Below are 17,673 nucleotides of genomic sequence, written 5' to 3' on the forward strand. Positions count from 1 at the left end.
GAACAGGGGGCACGGGGGGGAACAGGGGGCACGGGGTGGAGCCGGGCGGGGCGCGGTGCGACGGAGTGACGTCTGCTCGGCCGCGCCCTGACGAGGTGCCGGGAAGTACCGCGAGGCACCGGGAAGTGGGGGCAGAAGATGTGGATGTCGCGTGAGGCTGCTGTGCGTTCGCGGTGAACGCCCGCAGAGCAGACTGACACCCGGCGATCGCGATTGTCATGAGCGCAACATGACAACGGCCGGAACTGGCGGTTGCGAGCGGGGGTTTCGAACCCCACGGCACCGGTTTTCGGCCGAAGCGGACCGCGCGTCGGCGCAGGTGGACGAGATCACGGTCGTGGGACGGCGAGCAGCGGCAGACCTGGCCGAACCGGTCGGCGCGGCGGCCCGCGTCGTGGACGCGCCCTTCCCCGGTGTGCGGTGAGCCGGACCGGGGACGGCTCCGACCCCGGCGGTGCCGCTCGACCCGTTCCGGGCGTTCTGCCCGGTCGCGACGGCAAGTACCGTCTTGACGGCGGGAAATGGGCCGATCTACGGTGTGCCCGAGCCACGAGTTCCGGTGATCAAGCCCTGGCTGGCCGGACGGCAACCCTCGACGCAGCGGGGTGCCCCAGGTGACGGCTCGGCGGATTCTCTCTTTCTGCAAGTGCGCTCACATCGACCGCGCGGTCGGTCCGGGACCTGGAGGATGGCATGGCGAACGCCGTGATGCTGTGCTCCCGGCGCCATGTCGACCTGCTGCTCGTGTCCAGCTGTCTCTGTCAGGGCTGACCCCGCCCCGCGTCCGGTCCGCGACCGGCCGCCCGTGCGCACGATCCCCGACTCCCCACGCGCGACCACGATCGCGGCCGCATGCCCATGCGCCGCGACGGCCGCGCGCACCCCGATGCGGAAGCAGAGACCCACCATGGCACTTCACCATCGCTCGTCGCCGGACAGACCCCTGCGGTCCGGTCTCGGCGCGCTCTCCCTCGGCACGGCGTTCCTGCTGGCCCTGACCGGCTGCACCAGCAGCAAGGACGGCAGCGCCACGAGTTCCGCCGCCGCGCTCACCGTCGGCACGACCGACCAGGTGACCGGTCTCGACCCGGCGGGGTCGTGGGACGCGGGCTCCGGCACCATCGAGAACGAGGTCTACGCGACCCTGCTCAGCCAGCCGAACGGCTCCGCGAAGGTCTCCCCGGACCTCGCCACCGGTATCAGGCTGACCGGGCCCAAGGAGTACACGGTCACCCTCCAGAAGGGTCTGAGGTTCGCCAACGGCCACGAACTGACCTCCTCCGACGTCAAGTTCAGCTTCGACCGGGACCTGCGGATCGCCGACGAGAACGGGCCGTCCTCACTGCTGTACAACCTCGCCTCGGTCGCCGCCCCGGGCCCGACGACCGTCGTCTTCACCCTCAAGTCCGCCGACGACACCCTGTTCCCGCAGGTGCTGTCCACGGCCGCCGGACTCGTCGTGGACGAGCAGGTCTTCCCCGCCGGCAAGCTCCTCGACGACCAGGCGATCGTCGCGGCCAAGCCCTGGAACGGCCCGTACGGCATCACGAGTTACGACAGGAACTCCCTGGTGTCCTTCACCGCGAACCCGCGCTACCAGGGCCGGCTCGGCACCCCGAGGACGAAGAACGTGCGGCTCAAGTACTACACCGACGCCAGCAATCTGAAGCTCGACGTCCAGCAGGGCACCATCGACGCCGTCTACCGCACGCTCACCACCGCCGACCTCGGCGACCTCGCCAAGCAGAAGGGCGTCGAGGTGCACACCGGATCCGGCAACGGCATCCGCTACATCGTCTTCGACTTCGCCACCCAGCCCTACGGCACGAAGACGAAGAACGCCGACAGCAAGAAGGCGCTCGCGGTCCGGCAGGCCGTCGCGGACTCCGTCGACCGGGCCCAACTCACCCAGCAGGTCTACAAGAACACCTACCAGCCGCTCTACAGCTCCGTCCCGGACGGCCTGACCGGCGCCAGCCCCTCCTTCAGGTCCCGCTACGGCGACAAGAAGGGCGGCCCCGACAAGGCCGCGGCGGCGGCCCGGCTGAAGGCCGCGAAGGTGAGCACCCCGGTCACCCTCGACCTCCAGTACAACAGCGACCACTACGGGTCGTCGTCCGCCGACGAATACGCCCTGATCAAGAGCCAGTTGGAGGCAACCGGGCTGTTCCGGGTGAACCTCCAGTCCACCGAGTGGACCCAGTACGGCAAGGACCGGGTCAAGCACCTCTACCCGCTCTACCAGCTCGGCTGGTACGCGGACTACCTCGACGCCGACAACTACCTCTCACCCTTCTACTCGGCCAACAGCTGGGTCGCCAACTCCTACGACGACCCCGCCGTGCGCAAGCTGATCCAGCGGGAGGAGACCGAGACGGACGCCACGAAGCGGACCGGACTGCTGCGGCAGGCGCAGGACCGGGCGGCCGCACAGGTGCCGCTGCTGCCGCTGCTCCAGGGCTCCACCGCCATCGTCACGCGCAGCGACGTCAGCGGGGTGCCGGCCGAACTGGACGCGACGTACCAGTTCCGCTGGGCGGGGCTCGCGAAGAAGTGAGCACCCTGACACAGGAGACCCCCGGCGCCGTCACCGCCCCGGCCGACGGCGCCGCCGGGTACGGGCTCGCCCGCTACCTGGTGGTCCGCTTCCTCCTCATCATCCCCACCGTACTGATCCTGGTCAGTCTGGTCTTCTTCCTGATGCGGCTGACCGGCGACCCGGTCAGCGCCGCCTTCGGCGACCGTCTCACCCCGGACCAGCTCCAGGCCAAGATCCATCAGGCGGGCTACGACCGGCCGTTGCTCACCCAGTACCTGGACTACCTGCGCTCACTGGCCACCGGCGACTTCGGTCACACCGTCACCGACAACCAGCCGGTGAGCCACGTGCTCACCACCTACGGCGCCGCGACCGTCGAACTGGCCTGCTACGCACTGCTGGTGGCGCTGGTGGTCGGTGTCCCGCTGGGCATGGTCGCGGCCTCCTACCGGGACCGGGCCCCGGACGCGGCACTACGCCTGTTCGCGATCCTCACCTACGCCACCCCCGTGTTCTTCGTGGGGCTGCTGCTGAAACTGGTCTTCGCGGTCCGGCTCGGCTGGCTGCCCTCGTCGGGCCGGGCCGGCACGGGTGTCCAGCTCTTCCTCCAGGACCAGACGAGCACGACCGGCATCTACCTGATCGACGCGCTGCGCAGCGGCGACGGCACGGCGATCGCGGACGTGCTGCGGCACGCCGTACTGCCGGCGGTGACCCTGGGCCTGCTCATGGCCGGTGTCCTGCTGCGGCTGGTGCGCACGAACCTGATCGGCACGCTCGGCGCCGACTACGTGGACGCCGCCCGCTCCCGGGGGGTGGCCCCGCTGCGCCTGGTCACCCACCACGCCACCCGGCCCGCGCTGATCCCCGTCGTCACCGTGCTGGGCCTTCAGGTCGCCGGGCTGCTCGGCGGGGCGGTACTGACCGAGACCACCTTCGAGTGGAAGGGCCTCGGCTACGAACTGGCCCACTACCTGACGGCCCGTGACTTCCCGGCGGTGCAGGGCATCGTGGCGCTGTTCGCCGTCGTGGTGGCGGTGACGAACTTCCTCGTGGACGTCGTCGCCGCCCTGATCGACCCACGAGTGAGGTACTGAGCCATGACGCTGCTTCTCGTACGACGGCTGCCGTCACGGCTGCGCACGGGCGCGGGGGTGCAGCGGGCGATGCTGCTCACCGGTGCCGTCCTGACCGGCCTGTTCGTCCTCACCGCCGCGCTCGGGCCGCTGGCCGCCCCGTACGGCCACGCCCAACTCCGGGAAGGGGCTGATCTGTTCGGCTCCCAGCAGCACCCGGACGGGGCTCATCCGCTGGGCACCACCATCGCGGGCTACGACGTGCTGTCCCGGACGATCTGGGGCACGCGGACGGCCCTGCTGATCATCGTCGCCGCGCTGCTGCTGTCCGTACTGCCCGGCACCGTCCTCGGCCTGGTCTCCGGCTACCTCGGCGGCCGGCTGGACCGGCTGCTGGTGGGGCTGGCCGACGCGCTGTACGCCTTCCCTCCGCTGCTGCTGGCCATCGTGGTGTCGATCGTCATCAGCGGGGGCAGGTCGAGCCTGGCCGGCGGCCTCGGCGCGGGGGCCTGTTCGGTCGCGGTGTCCTTCGTCCCGCAGTACTTCCGGGTCGTACGGGCCGAGGTGATCCGGGTCAAGGCCGAGCCGTTCGTCGACGCGGCCCGGGTGATCGGCACCGGGCCGTGGCGCATCATGACCCGGCACGTGCTGCGCAACTCGGTGCGCACCCTGCCGCTGATCTTCACGATCAACGCCTCGGAGGCCATCCTCACCCTGGCCGGACTGGGCTTCCTCGGCTTCGGCATCGAACCCGACTCCGGTGCGGAGTGGGGCTACGACCTCAACCGCGCCGTCGCCGACGTCACGTCGGGCATCTGGTGGACGGCGCTCCCGCCCGGCCTGGGCATCGTGCTCACGGTGCTGGGCACGACCCTGCTCGGCGAGGGCCTCACCGACCTGGCCGACCCACGGCTGCGGCGCCGCTCCGGCACCCCCGCCGCCCCCACGGACGGAGCCGGGGACGATGAGTGACCTGCTGCGCGTCGAGGACCTGCACGTGGACTTCGCCACCGACGCCGGGCAGGCGCCGGCGGTCCGCGGGGTCAGTCTGTCCGTCGCCCCGGGTGAGGTGCTGGCCCTCGTCGGCGAGAGCGGCAGTGGCAAGACCGTCACCGCGCGGTCGGTCCTCGGGCTGCTCCCCGGCACCGCGACCGTCCGGGGCCGGGTGCTGCTCGGCGACGGCACCCGCGAGCCCACGGAGGACGTGCTGACCGCGTCCGCGGCCCGGCTGCGCGCCCTGCGCGGCACGCACGCCGCGATGGTCTTCCAGGAGCCCGCCACCGCGCTGAACCCGGTCCTCACCATCAGTGGACAGCTGACCGAGGGCCTGCGTGCCCACGGACGCGGCGGCAGCCGGGCGGAACGGCGGGCCCTCGCCGTGGAATGGCTCGGCAGGGTCGGCATCCCCGATCCGGCCGTCCGGGCCGGCCACTATCCGCACCAGCTGTCCGGCGGGCAGAAGCAGCGGGCCGTCATCGCCATGGCGCTCGCCCTGGGCACCCGGCTGATCGTCGCCGACGAGCCGACCACCGCCCTGGACGTCACCGTACAGGCGGAGATCCTGGAACTGCTGCACCGCTGCCGCACCGACTTCGGCACCGCCGTCCTGCTCATCACCCACAACATGGGGGTGGTCGCCGACCTGGCCGACCGGGTGGCCGTGATGCGTGCGGGCCGTGTGGTGGAACAGGCGCCGACGCGGCAGCTGTTCGCGGCGCCCGCCCACCCGTACACCCGCGAACTCCTTGCCGCCGTACCCGACTTCGGGACGGGTGTTCGGGAACGGCCGGCCGCGGCGGCGGACGGCGCACCCGTCGTGCGGGCCGGGCGGCTGGTCGTCGAGCATCCGGGGCGGCTCGGCCGCAGGGGCTTCCGCGCGGTGGACGGGGTGAGTTTCGAGATCCGGCCGGGCGAGGTGCTGGGCCTGGTCGGCGAGAGCGGCAGCGGCAAGACCACCATCGGACGGGCGATCGCCGGACTGACCCCCGTCACGAGCGGTGAACTGGAGCTGTTCGGCGCGCCGTTGACACGCAGGCGCGGCTCGGCGGGGCGGATCGGGTATGTCTTCCAGGATCCGGCCACCAGCTTCGACCCCCTGCTGACGATCGCCGAGAGCGTCGCGGAACCGCTCGTCGTGCACCGGCGCGAGCTGGGCGCGAAGGAGATCCGGGCGCGGGCCGGGGCGCTGCTCGAAGCGGTGCAGTTGCCGCGCGGCCTCGCGGACCGCTATCCCCACGAGCTCAGCGGCGGGCAGCGGCAGCGCGCCGCTCTCGCCCGCGCCCTCGCCCTGCGGCCGACGCTGCTCGTCGCCGACGAACCGACCTCGGCACTGGACGTGTCCGTGCAGGCCAAGGTGCTGGACCTGTTCACCGAACTGCAAAGGGAGTTCGGCTTCGCGGCGCTGTTCGTCAGCCACGACCTGGCCGTGGTGGAGCGGGTCGCCGACCGGGTGGCCGTGCTGCACCGGGGCAGGATCGTCGAGGAGGGCTTGACCGGCCTGGTGCTGGGCAGCCCTCGGGACGACTACACGCGCCGGCTCGTCGCCGCCCTGCCCGTGCCGGACCCGGTCCGGCAGGCGAGGCGCCGGCGGCAGGCCTCCGATGTTCTCGAGGAAGGAGTGGCCGGCGCATGACGGACGGCTCACTGATCGACGAAGTACTGCGCGGCACCCCGGTCTTCGACGGCCACAACGACCTGCCGGTGGCGCTGCGCGCGCGGTCCGGCGGCAGCGTCGAGGGCCTCGCGGACGGCCGGCCCGACCTGCACACCGATCTGCCCCGGCTGCGTGCCGGCGGGGTCGGCGCGCAGTTCTGGTCGGTGTACGTCTCGTCCGGGCTGCCGGAGCCCGAGGCCGTGGTGGCGACCCTGGAGCAGATCGACGCCGTCTACCGGCTCGCCGCCCGCTACCCCGACGCGCTGCGGATCGCGTACACCGCGGCCGAGGTCGAGACCGCGTTCGCCGAGGGCCGGATCGCCTCGCTGCTCGGCGTCGAGGGCGGGCACAGCCTCGCCGAGTCACCGGGGGTCCTGCGGTCGTACGCCAGGCTGGGGGTGCGCTACGTGACACTGACCCACAACGACAACACCTCCTGGGCCGACTCGGCCACCGACGAGCCCGTGGTCGGCGGTCTGAACGCGACCGGCCGGGCGATCGTCGCGGAACTCAACCGCACCGGCGTCCTGGTGGACCTCTCCCACGTCGCCGAGTCCACCCAGCGCGCCGCGCTCGCCGTGTCCACCGCACCGGTCCTGTTCAGCCACTCCTCCGCCCGCGCGCTCAACGACCATCCGCGCAACGTGTCGGACGGCGTGCTGGAGCTGCTGCGGGACAACGGGGGCGTGATCCAGCTGACCTTCGTGCCGTACTTCGTCTCCGCCGAGGTCGCCGCCTGGAGCCGGGCTCTCCAGGACGAACGCGCGCGGCTCGGTCTGCCCGCCACGTCCTGGGCCTGGCCGCGTGCGCCGCGCCCCGGTGAGGACCCGGAGCGGGCCGCCGAGGAGTTCGCGGGGGCTCTCGCCGCGGGTCCGGACGACCCGGTGAAGGGCTGGCTCGACGCCCATCCCCGCCCCGAGGTGACCGTCGCGCAGGTCGCCGACCATGTGGAGCACGCCCGTGAGGTGGCGGGCGTGGACCACATCGGGCTCGGCGGCGACTACGACGGGGTGGACCACCAGCCCGTCGGTCTCGCGGACGTCTCGGGCTATCCGGCCCTGCTGCGCGAACTCGCCGACCGCGGCTGGTCCCGGCCCGAGCTGGAGGCCCTGACCGGCCGGAACGTGCTGCGCGTCCTGCGCGCGGCCGAGGAACGGGCGTCCGAGCCCTTGTGGCCCACGACCCCGCTGCGCTGAACGACCGCCGGTGGCGGATGCCCCGGCCGGTGTGCGGTGTGTCGCGTGTTCTTGACAGCCGCCGGGGCGGGGGACGTACGGTGAACCGATCGGTTTTGGATGGGTGGAGGCCCCCTGATGCACGGACCCGGCGCGGCACCGCGGAGTGCGTGCTCCGGCGTGCGGCTGGTCGTCCGCCGGCATGTCGACTACTGCCTCACCTGCTCGGCCGTCTGTTCTTCTGCCGCGCGCCGCTGACCTCGGCCGGCCCGCGCCCCCGGCCCCCGCGCCCGCTCTGACGGGTCCCGCCGGGGCGGCCCCGTGAGTTCCCGCGCCGTGCCCCCGCCCGTCGGGCACCGCGGCCCGTCCCGTCCTTCCCTCTTCCGCCAGTACGGCCGCACCCGGCGCTCCTGACGTGTCCAGCGGTCGTGAACTCCCGTGTCCTCCCGGAAGGAACACCCATTGTCCGGCCCCGCCCTGCACCTCGCCGTCGAGATCGACGGCGACGGCGCCCATCCCGCGGCCTGGCGCCGCGCCGCCCACGCACCCGACCGGCTGCTCTCCCCGCGCCGCGTGGCCGGGCTCGCCACGACGGCCGAGAACGCCGGGTTCACCCTGATCACCCTGGACGACGGGGTGCTCCCGCCCGGGACCGCCGCGGACCCCGTGGGCCGGATCGGCGCCGTGGAGCGGGCGGCCTTCGTCGCCGCGTCCACGAGCACGATCGGCATCGCGCCCGTGGTGGCGGTCACGTACGCCGAACCCTTCCATGTCTCCGGCCAGTTGGCGTCCCTGGACCACATCTCCGCGGGCCGCGCAGGCTGGGTGGTGGCGCAGGAGGAGCACCCCGACGCGGCCCGGGCGTGGGGCCGCCCCCTGGTCGCCGACGCCGACGCGCGCGCCCGGGAGTCGCGGGACGGCGTCCAGGTGGTCCGCGCCCTGTGGGACTCCTGGGAGGACGACGCGGTCGTCAGGTCCGTGGCCACGAGCCGTTACCTCGACCGCGAACGGCTCTACTACATCGACTTCACCGGGGACACCTACGCGGTCAAGGGCCCGGCGATCGTGCCGCGCCCGCCGCAGGGCCAGCTCGTCGTCCTGGGCCGGCCCGCCGAGGTGCCCGCCGGGCAGCTCGACGTGGCGCTCGTCGAGGGCCGCGACCTCGCGTCGGTCGGCGCGGCCGCCACCGCCGCCGCCGCGCCCCGCGTCTTCGCCGAGGTGGAGGTGGCGCTGGACACCCCCGACGCCTCCGCCGCCGAACGCGTCGCCGACCTGGAACGGCACGCTCCGTGGACCGACCGGGGCAGGCTGCGGCACATCGGACCGGCCGCGCAACTCGTCTCCCTACTGGGCGAGTTGAGCCGGTACGTCGATGGCGTGCGGCTGCGCCCGCTGGTGCTGGACGAGGATCTGCCGGTCCTGTCCCGGCTCGTCCTGCCCGCGCTGTCCGAGCGCCGTCTCGTCGCCCGGCCGCTGCCCGGCACGTCCCTGCGCTCGACCCTGGGTCTGGAGCGCCCCGCCAACCGTTTCGCGGCCGCGGCCGTCCAGGAGGAAACCCGATGACCCGCACCGATCCGCTCGACGTCCCCCGGCCGCATGCCCAGCTGCACTTCGGCGTGTTCTTCCAGGGCGTCAACCACTGGACCATCTGGTCCGCCCCCGACAGCGGTTCGCAGATCGACCCCGCCTCCTTCCGGCGGGTCGCCCAGACCGCCGAGCGAGGCCTGTTCGACGCGTTCTTCCTCGGTGAGGGGCTGCGGCTGCGCGAGGTCGACGGCCGCATCCACGACCTCGACGTGGCCGGCCGCCCGGACGCCGTCACCCAGCTCGCGGCGCTGGCCGCGGTCACCCGCCGGATCGGCCTGGTCTCCACCTCCAACTCCACCTTCAACGAGCCCGCCGACCTGGCGCGCCGCCTGTCCGGCCTGGACCTCCTCTCCGAGGGCCGCGCCGGCTGGAACGTGGTGACCACGGACAACGCCTGGACCGGCGCGAACTTCCGGCGCGGCGGCTATCTCGACCACGCCGACCGCTACCGGCGCGCCGAGGAGTTCCTCGCCGTGGCCAGGGCGCTGTGGGACGGCTGGGAGGACGGTGCCGTCGCCGGCTCCGCGGACGCCACCGCGTGGTCGGCGCCCGGTGCCGTCCACCGGGTACGCCACCGCGGTCCGCAGTTCGACGTCGACCTCGCCCCGACCCTGCCGCGCAGCGCGCAGGGCCACCCCGTGATCTTCCAGGCCGGTGACTCCGGTGAGGGACGGGACTTCGCCGCCCGCAACGCCGACGTCATCTTCTCCGCGCACGGCAGCGACTTCGACGACGCGCTGGCCTTCGCCGAGGACATCCGGCGCCGGCTGCGGGCGGCCGGACGGCCCGAGGACGACCTCCGGATCCTGCCCGGTACCGAGATCATCATCGGCGCCACCGAGGAGGAGGCCGAGGAGAAGAAGCGCTGGATCCGGCTCCAGCAGGTCACTCCCGCCACCGCGCTGGGCATCGCCGGGCTGCTCTGGGGCATCGACCTGTCCGGCCGCGACGCCGACGGACCGCTGCCGAAGGAGGACCCGGTGGTCGCGGAGAACGACGGCTCCTTCGGGGCACGGCGGGTCACCGACGCGCGCACGGTCGTGGCCGAATGGCGGGCCAGGGCGGAGGCACACGGCTGGTCGCTGCGCGAGACCGTGATCGCGCTCGGCCCGCAGCGCGGGCACGTCGGCACCCCGTCGGGCCTGGCCGACAAGTTCGCCCGCTTCGTGCGGCACGGCGCGGTCGACGGGTTCAACGTCACGCCGTACCTGATCCCCGACGGCCTCGACGACATCGTCGACCTGCTCGTCCCGGAGCTTCAGGAACGCGGCCTCTACCCCACCGAGTACGCCGGGACCACGCTGCGCGAGCACCTCGGCCTGCGTGAGCCCCTCACCCACCGGTCCGCACCCGAGCGACAGGCCGGCTGACCACTGCCACGCCTGCCCCTGCCCGACACCCCTTCCCGACACCCACCCGACACCCCAGGGAGAACCATGACCACCGAGGCCACCACGACGGACCCGGGGACCTTCGCCGAGGACTGGCTGGACTGGCAACGCGCCCAGGAGGCCCGCCTCGCCGACCCGCACGGGTTCCTCGCCATCACGAGCCTGCACTTCCTCGACGAACGGCCGCGGCGTTTCCCCGACGCGCCGGGCGCCTGGCGCACCGGTCCGGACGGGGTGGTCGTCGCCCTCGACGAGGGAGAGGAACTGGTCGTCGACGGCACACCGGTGCACGGCGAACACAACTTCGGCGTCGTCCCGGAGCGCGGGGGCGTCGACGCGGTCTGGAAGGACGCCGTGATCGAGGTCGCCAAGCGCGGCGGCAACGACATCGTGCGCCCCCGGCATCCGGACGCGCCGCTGCGCACCGCCTTCACCGGCACCCCCGCCTACGCCCCCGACCCGCGCTGGGCCGTGGCGGGCCGTTACGTCCCGTTCGAGCAGCCGCGGCCGACCACGGTGGGCGCCGCCGTCGAGGGTCTGGAGCACGTGTACGACGCCCCGGGCCGCGTCGAGTTCGAACTCGACGGGCGTCCGCTGTCCCTCACCGCCTTCCCGGGGCACGGTGAGGGCCGGCTGATCCTGCTCTTCACCGACGCCACCTCCGGGGTCACCACCTACGCCGCCAACCGTGTCCTGGCCCTCGACCCGCCCGCCGCCGACGGCACGGTCCGGCTGGACTTCAACCGCGCGGCGAACCTGCCCTGCGCCTACACGGACCTGGCCACCTGCCCGTTGCCGCCGGCCGAGAACCGGCTGCCGGTGGCGGTCGAGGCCGGTCAGAAGCTGCCCCGGGAACGCGGCGGTTCCTGAGCCACCGCACGAACCGGCGTGACGGTCAGTCTCGGGATGTTCCGCCGGTGGACGGTTCACGGGTGGGCTCCCGGGCGGCCGTACGGGACGGGGCGGGGTTCGGCCGGGCGCCGGCCGGTGCCGTCAGCGCGGCGGGCGCGGGCGTCCTGTGTGCCAGCCACCAGGCCACCGCCGCGGCCACGAGGACCGCGACGGCCGCGCCGCCGGCGAGGCCCCAGCGCACCCCCGCGTGCTGGGAGATCCAGCCGACGGCCGGAGCACCGACCGGGCTGCCGCCCATCGAGATCACGGTGTACACGGCCATCACCCGGCCGCGCATCGCGTCGCTGACCTCCGACTGGACGAACGCGCTGACGGCGGTGTTCAGCGTCATCAGCGTGAATCCGACGGGCAGCAGCAGGACGAGGAAGGCGGGGTACGACGGCATGAGCGCGGCCAGTGCCTCGAACCCGCCGAACAGCAGCGCCCCGACGACGACCGTTCGTACCCGGGGCGAGATCCCGCGGGTCGCGGCCAGCGTGCCGGCGACGGTACCGACGGCCAGCGCGGTGTTCATGAAGCCCAGTCCCCGCGAGCCGACGTCGAAGACGCGCCCGGCGAACAGGGTCAGCGTGGTCGGGAAGTTCACCGCGAAGGTCGCGGTGAGCCCGAACACGGTGAACACGCCGACGAGTTCGGGACGGGCGGCGACATACCGCAGCCCCGCCGCTCCCGCCCCCGTCCACGGCGGCCGGTCAGGTCCCGGCGCCGTGCCCTCCTGCGGCCTGATCGACAGCAGTCCCGCGAGTACGACGGTGAAGGACGCCGCGTTGAGGGCGAACACCCAGCCGGTGCCGATCGCCCCGATGAGCACACCGGCGATCGCCGGGCCGACCAGCCGGGCCGCGTTGAGGGAGAGGATGTTCAGGCCCGCCGCCCTGGGGATCAGCGGCCGCCCGACCAGTTCCGTGACGAAGGACAGGCGGGCCGGGTTCTCCACCGTGAACACACAGCCCAGGGCGAAGGACAGGACGTACAGCAGCCACAGCGGGGCGTGGCCGGACAGCACCATCCCCGTCAGCAGCAGCGCCTGTGCCGCGTACAGCGCCTGCGTCCACAGCAGCAGGGTCCGGCGGTCGTGGCGGTCGGCCAGCACCCCGCCCCACAGGCCGAACAGCAGCACCGGCGCGAACTGGAGGCCCGCCACCCAGCCGAGCGCGGTCCCGCTGTGGGTGCGGGTGAGGACGAACCAGTCCAGCGCCACCCCCTGCATGGCGCTGCCGATGTTCGACACCAGTCCCGTGCTCCAGTAGATCCGGTAGTCACGGACCCGCAGCGCGGCGAACACCCCTGACGGAACAGTGCTGTTGAAGGCCATTGCGGCTCTCTCTGACGGATTTCCCGCCAACCGGGGCGGGGGCGAAGGCGGTTCGCGAACGCACGGGAGCGCCCCGTCGGGCGCGGGCGTCGGGCGCGGGCGTCGGGCGCGGGCGTCGGGCGTGCGGGGGCCGGGAGCGGCTGGGGTGCGGAGTTCAGCTACAGGTCTGGTCGAACTGGTCGGCGCGGCGGCCTGTCCAGAACGGGTCGAGGAGCACGGTGCGTGCCTGACCTGCGGTCTCCATGGCCGGATCAAAGCACACGGAACAAGGTGCGTCCACCATGCGTCCCGGTACCTGAGACGCCGCGGCGTTTCGAACCGGGTGTCCGGTCACGGCATTGACGTACGACAAGACCGCTCCGTAGCATCGCGTCCGGCATTGAGTGTCAGCGTCAAGCCCTGGCTCGCTGACCGGCAACCCTCCCACGCGGTGGGGTGCTCCAGGTGAAAGCCCGGCGGGGTCACCGAGGATCCCGCAAGCGCGTGGCCCCGGTGGCGGGGCCGGAGAAGGGGAGGGACCGGTATGCACGACGTACACGCGGCGGTGGCCTCCTGTGCCGGTGCCATGGCGTTCTCCAGGCTCTCCCGTCGGCGCCACATCGATCTCAAGCGTTCGACCAGCTGCCTCTGTCGTACGACTCGCCGTCACTGACGAGCCCGCTCCTGGTCCGCCGGCCCTCTCCGGCGTCGACTCCCGCGTGCCCGGACCGCCGTCGGACGCCGGCCGTCCCGCTCGGCTCGCCCGTGACGCTTTCCCACCGTTGCTCGCCACCGCCTCCGGTGGCATCCCCCTGACCACCGTCTGATCAGCGCTTCCCCGTCGCCGGTGCCGACCGGCCGGGTCGCACGTCCATGCACGCCGTGCCGCGCTCCCGACGCCCGGCACCCGGTGCCTGGGTGACACGAGTAGGAGAAAGCCCTCCGTGACCGCACTTCCGGTATCCAGATCATCCCGTTGGGCGCCGCTGGCCGCCCTGCTGACCACCAGTGTCCTGCTGACCGCCTGCGGTTCGGGCGACACCGGTTCCGGCGGCGGCAGCCGGCCGAAGTCCGGCGGCACCCTGACCTTCGCGGTGGGTTCCGACTCCGGCTGCGTGGATCCGCAGCAGGTCGGCAGCAACGACACCATCTACTCGGTCCGGCAGCTCGTGGACTCCCTGACCGACCAGGACCCCAGGACCGGCAAGATCGTGCCGTGGCTCGCGAAGAGCTGGGACATCAATTCCGACGCCACCCGGTTCACGTTCCACCTGCGCTCGGGCGTCACCTTCAGCGACGGCTCGAAACTGACCGCGCAGGTGGTCAAGGACAACTTCGACGCGGTACCGAAGCTGGGCGCCCTGGGCACCCTCGCCGAGGGCTACCTCAGTGGCGTCAAGAGCACCGTCGCGGTCGACCCGCTCACCGTGAAGGTGACTTTCGCGCAGCCCAACGCCCAGTTCCTGCAAGCGACTTCGACGCACTCGCTGGGCATCGAGTCCGCGGCGAGCGTGCGGAAGACCCCGCAGCAGAAGTGCAGTGACGGGATCGTCGGGTCGGGGCCGTTCACACTGAAGGGTTACGTGCAGAACCAGTCGGTCACCCTGGCCAGGCGGACCGGTTACGCCTGGGGTTCCAGCCTGTGGGCCAAGAAGGGCGAGGCCTACCTGGACAAGCTGGTGTTCAAGGTGGTGCCCGAGGCGGGCGTGCGCGCCGGAAGTCTCCAGTCCGGGCAGGTCGACGCGATCAGCAGCGTCGGCAAGGCCAACGAGGCCGCGCTCAAGGGCGGTCAGGTCACCCTCGCCCGCCGGGCCAACCCCGGCGTGGTGTTCGGCCTGGGCCTCAACAACGCACGGCCGGTACTGAAGGACGCGAGGGTACGCCAGGCGATCGAGGCCGCCGTCGACCGCGAACAGATCGCCGGCACCGTCTTCCCGACCGGCACCCGGCCGGCCGGCAGCGTCCTGGCGCACACCACACCGGACTACACCGACCTCTCCGCAGACCTGGCCACCGACACGGCCAAGGCCAAGTCCCTTCTGGAGCAGGCCGGCTGGAAGGCGGCCGGTGACGGCGTCCGCACCAAGGGCGGCAAGAAGCTGAGCCTGACCGTCACCTGGTTCCCCAACGCGGCCACCAACCAGCCCGCGCTGGAACTCGTCCAGCAGCAGCTGAAGGCCGTGGGGATCGACGTGGTGCTCAGGCAGCTCCCGGTCACCCAGTTCGCGACCACGCTCCAGGCCGGTGACTTCGACGTCGTATGGGGCAACGTGACCCGGTCCGACCCTGACATCCTGCGCAGCTCGTTCTCCACCCGGCTGGCCAACTTCTACCACCTGCCCGCCAGTTCGCTGGACACCGCGCTGTCCCAGCAGGCCGCGACGACCGACACCGCCAAGCGCGCGAAGCTGGTCGCCGAGGCGCAGCGGCTGATCGTCCGCAACGCGTACTACGTGCCCGTGGTGGAGTTGCAGACCCAGCTGGGCGTGTCGACGAAGGTGCACGACCTCGACTTCGACTCGGGCAGCCGCGTGCAGCTGCACGACACCTGGATCGGCTAGCGCATGCGCCGCTATGTGATCAAAAGGCTGGCGCAGGCGGTCGGGGTGCTGTGGGCGGCCTACACGGTGTCGTTCCTGGTGCTGGACTTCCTGCCCGGTGACCCGGTCACCGCGATGGCCGGTGCCGGGATGGACTCGGGACAGGTCGACCCGGCCCAACTCGCCGCGCTGCGGCACGAGTACGGCTTCGACAAACCGGTGCTCGTGCAGTACGCGGAGTATCTCGGGCGGGCGGTGCGCGGGGACTTCGGCGACGCCGTCTCCAACGGCCGCCCGGTCACCTCCGTCATCGGCGACGCGCTGCCGGGGACGCTCCAGCTGACGGGGGCCGCGCTGCTGCTCGCGGTGGTGCTCGGCGGCGGACTCGCGGTGGTGGCGACGTACACCTCGCGGCGGTGGCTGCGGCAGCTGTTGCTGTCGCTGCCCCCGCTGGGGGTGTCGGTCCCCACGTTCTGGGTGGGGCTCCTGCTGGTCGAGGCGTTCTCGTTCCGGCTGCACTGGTTCCCGGCGTTCGGCAACGACGGGCTGCGGGGACTGGTGCTGCCCGCCCTGACGCTGGCCGTCCCGACCGGCGCGCAGGTCGCACAGGTGCTGGCCAAGAGCCTGCTCACCGCGCTGGACCAGGCCTATGTGGAGACCGCGCGCGCCAAGGGCGCCGGGCGCCGGCGGGTTCATCTGCGGCACGCGCTGCGCAACGCGTCGCTGCCCGCGCTGACGGTCGTCGGCCTGCTGGTCGGTCAGCTGATCGCCGGTTCGGTGGTCGTGGAGACGGTGTTCTCCCGGGACGGCCTGGGCCGGGTGACCGCCGCCGCAGTGACCGCCCAGGACATCCCGCTGGTCCAGGGGGTGGTGGTGTTCGGCGCGCTGATCTTCGTGGCCACGAACCTGGTCGTCGACCTCGTCTACCCGCTGCTGGACCCGCGGATCGTGGTGACCCCGGACAGGAGGGCGAGCTTCGCATGAGTCAGAGCGTTGTCGACGGCACGGCCGGCACGTCCGGTGCGGCCGACGCGGCCGAGGCCGCCCTCGGTCTCGCCCGGCCGGTGGCGGCGGGGCCCGCGCCCGGGCCGGGACGCCGGGCCGACGTGCGGCGGGTCCTGCGGTTCCTGGTGCGCCGTCCCGGGCTGCTGGTGTCGGTGGCGGTCCTGGTGCTGGTGGTGCTGGCCGCGTTCCGGCCGGACCTGTTCACCTCGCAGGACCCGTTGAAGGGCGTGCCCACGGAGAACTTCCGCGGTCCGGGCGGCGGTCACTGGTTCGGCACCGACGAACTGGGCCGGGACGTGTTCTCCCGGGTGGTGCACGGCGCCCAGCTGTCCCTGAAGGCCACGCTGATCGCGGTCCTGGTGGCCTTCGTGGTCGGCGGGCTGCTGGGTGTGGTCGCCGGGTTCGTGGGCCGGTGGGTGGACGACGTGCTGATGCGCTTCGTCGACGTGCTCCTGTCCATTCCGGCGCTGTTCCTGTCCCTGGCCCTGGTCACCGCGCTCGGCTACGGCACGGTGAAGGTGGCGGTCGCGGTCGGCATCGCCAGCGTGGCCTCGTTCGCCCGGGTGGCGCGCGCCGAGGTGCTGCGGGTGCGGCAGGCGGTGTTCGTGGAGGCGTCCCGCTCGTGCGGGGCCCGCTGGTACTCGGTGCTGGGCCGGCACGTCCTGCCGAACGCGGCCGGCCCGGTGATCGTGCTCGCCACCCTGGACTTCGGCTCCTCGATCCTGGCCGTGTCGGCGCTCAGCTTCCTCGGCTACGGCGCGCCGCCGCCGGCCCCCGAGTGGGGCACGTTGATCTCCGACGGCCGCAACTACCTCGCCAACGCCTGGTGGCTGACCGCGCTGCCCGGTCTGGCGATCGCCGCGACGGTCCTGGCCACGAACCGGATCGCGCGGGCGCTGGACGGCGAATGGTCCCGGCAGCGATGAGCGACGCACACGAGAACGGCGACGACGTGACCACACCCCTGCTCAGCATCCGCGGCCTGTCCGTGTCGTACCGCACCCGGAGCGGCACGGTGCCCGCCGTGCGCGGCGTGGACCTGGACGTATGGCCGGGTCAGGTGACCGCGGTGGTCGGCGAGTCCGGTTCCGGCAAGAGCACCACCGCGCATGCCGTCATCCGGCTGCTGGCCGGGAACGGCACCATCGACGCGGGCACGGTCGGCTTCGGCCGGCACGATCTCGCCACGCTGTCGGAGGCGGAGCTGCGGACCGTGCGCGGGGCCCGGATCGGGCTGGTCCCGCAGGATCCCTCGGTGTCGCTCAACCCGGTCAAGCGGATCGGCGAGCAGGTCGCCGAGGTGCTGCGGATCCACGGCAGGGCGAACCGGCGGTCGGCGACGGCCGAGGCGGTCGCGGTGCTGGACCGGGCCGGGCTGCCGGACGCGGCGGTCCGCGCCCGGCAGTACCCGCACGAGCTCTCCGGCGGCATGCGGCAGCGGGTGCTGATCGCCATCGCCATCGCGGCCGGGCCCGAGCTGATCATCGCCGACGAGCCGACC

General features: G+C 72.7%; 14 protein-coding genes and 2 riboswitches. Of the genes, 13 read left to right on the forward strand and 1 reads right to left on the reverse strand.

Annotation, left to right across the window (positions count from 1 at the left end):
• Positions 1-545: 545 nt before the first annotated feature.
• Positions 546-655, forward strand: a riboswitch (SAM riboswitch).
• A gap of 252 nt (positions 656-907) precedes the next feature.
• The 8 genes from AAW13_RS27280 to AAW13_RS27315 all read left to right on the forward strand — a co-directional run bounded on the left by AAW13_RS27280 (position 908) and on the right by AAW13_RS27315 (position 11,291).
• Entirely contained in the window at positions 908-2,557 is a 1,650-nt protein-coding gene (locus AAW13_RS27280) for an ABC transporter substrate-binding protein (protein ID WP_052768437.1), read from the forward strand.
• Positions 2,554-3,636, forward strand: coding sequence for an ABC transporter permease (locus AAW13_RS27285; RefSeq protein WP_046727052.1), 1,083 nt, complete (start codon positions 2,554-2,556; stop codon positions 3,634-3,636). The genes AAW13_RS27280 and AAW13_RS27285 overlap by 4 nt, the downstream gene beginning before the upstream one ends.
• Before the next feature lie 3 nt (positions 3,637-3,639).
• On the forward strand, positions 3,640-4,587 hold the full coding sequence (locus AAW13_RS27290; protein ID WP_046727053.1) for an ABC transporter permease: 948 nt from the start codon (positions 3,640-3,642) through the stop codon (positions 4,585-4,587).
• On the forward strand, positions 4,580-6,247 hold the full coding sequence (locus AAW13_RS27295; protein WP_046727054.1) for a dipeptide ABC transporter ATP-binding protein: 1,668 nt from the start codon (positions 4,580-4,582) through the stop codon (positions 6,245-6,247). The genes AAW13_RS27290 and AAW13_RS27295 overlap by 8 nt, the downstream gene beginning before the upstream one ends.
• Positions 6,244-7,464, forward strand: coding sequence for a dipeptidase (locus AAW13_RS27300; RefSeq protein ID WP_046727055.1), 1,221 nt, complete (start codon positions 6,244-6,246; stop codon positions 7,462-7,464). The genes AAW13_RS27295 and AAW13_RS27300 overlap by 4 nt, the downstream gene beginning before the upstream one ends.
• A gap of 441 nt (positions 7,465-7,905) precedes the next feature.
• A complete protein-coding gene (locus AAW13_RS27305; protein ID WP_046727056.1) occupies positions 7,906-9,006 on the forward strand; it encodes an LLM class flavin-dependent oxidoreductase in 1,101 nt (366 codons plus the stop codon).
• Positions 9,003-10,400, forward strand: a complete 1,398-nt coding sequence (locus tag AAW13_RS27310; RefSeq protein ID WP_046727057.1) for an NtaA/DmoA family FMN-dependent monooxygenase — start codon at positions 9,003-9,005, stop codon at positions 10,398-10,400. Before AAW13_RS27305 ends, AAW13_RS27310 begins: the two co-directional genes overlap by 4 nt.
• Before the next feature lie 66 nt (positions 10,401-10,466).
• Complete coding sequence (locus AAW13_RS27315) at positions 10,467-11,291, forward strand: DUF1684 domain-containing protein (protein WP_046727058.1); 825 nt, start codon at positions 10,467-10,469, stop codon at positions 11,289-11,291.
• A gap of 25 nt (positions 11,292-11,316) precedes the next feature.
• Here the strand turns inward: AAW13_RS27315 and AAW13_RS27320 are convergent, their stop codons facing one another.
• On the reverse strand, positions 11,317-12,648 hold the full coding sequence (locus AAW13_RS27320) for an MFS transporter (protein ID WP_071659700.1): 1,332 nt from the start codon (positions 12,646-12,648) through the stop codon (positions 11,317-11,319).
• 375 nt (positions 12,649-13,023) lie between these two features.
• Positions 13,024-13,136, forward strand: a riboswitch (SAM riboswitch).
• Positions 13,137-13,213: 77 nt separating this feature from the next.
• Here AAW13_RS27320 and AAW13_RS47660 point away from each other — a divergent pair.
• The 5 genes from AAW13_RS47660 to AAW13_RS27340 form a co-directional block, all read left to right on the forward strand.
• The gene (locus AAW13_RS47660; RefSeq protein ID WP_338059064.1) at positions 13,214-13,300 is read left to right on the forward strand and encodes a putative leader peptide; all 87 of its coding nucleotides are present in this window, start codon (positions 13,214-13,216) and stop codon (positions 13,298-13,300) included.
• Positions 13,301-13,571: 271 nt separating this feature from the next.
• Positions 13,572-15,188, forward strand: coding sequence for an ABC transporter substrate-binding protein (locus tag AAW13_RS27325; protein ID WP_046727059.1), 1,617 nt, complete (start codon positions 13,572-13,574; stop codon positions 15,186-15,188).
• A 3-nt stretch (positions 15,189-15,191) separates the two neighbouring features.
• On the forward strand, positions 15,192-16,151 hold the full coding sequence (locus AAW13_RS27330) for an ABC transporter permease (RefSeq protein WP_046727060.1): 960 nt from the start codon (positions 15,192-15,194) through the stop codon (positions 16,149-16,151).
• Complete coding sequence (locus AAW13_RS27335; RefSeq protein ID WP_046727061.1) at positions 16,148-17,098, forward strand: ABC transporter permease; 951 nt, start codon at positions 16,148-16,150, stop codon at positions 17,096-17,098. The genes AAW13_RS27330 and AAW13_RS27335 overlap by 4 nt, the downstream gene beginning before the upstream one ends.
• The coding region (locus AAW13_RS27340) for an ATP-binding cassette domain-containing protein (protein WP_476756031.1) at positions 17,080-17,673 on the forward strand (594 nt) is incomplete at its 3' end. The genes AAW13_RS27335 and AAW13_RS27340, both read left to right, overlap by 19 nt.

The organism is Streptomyces humi (genome assembly GCF_001005085.2).
In the GTDB taxonomy this organism is placed as follows: Bacteria; Actinomycetota; Actinomycetes; order Streptomycetales; family Streptomycetaceae; genus Streptomyces; species Streptomyces humi.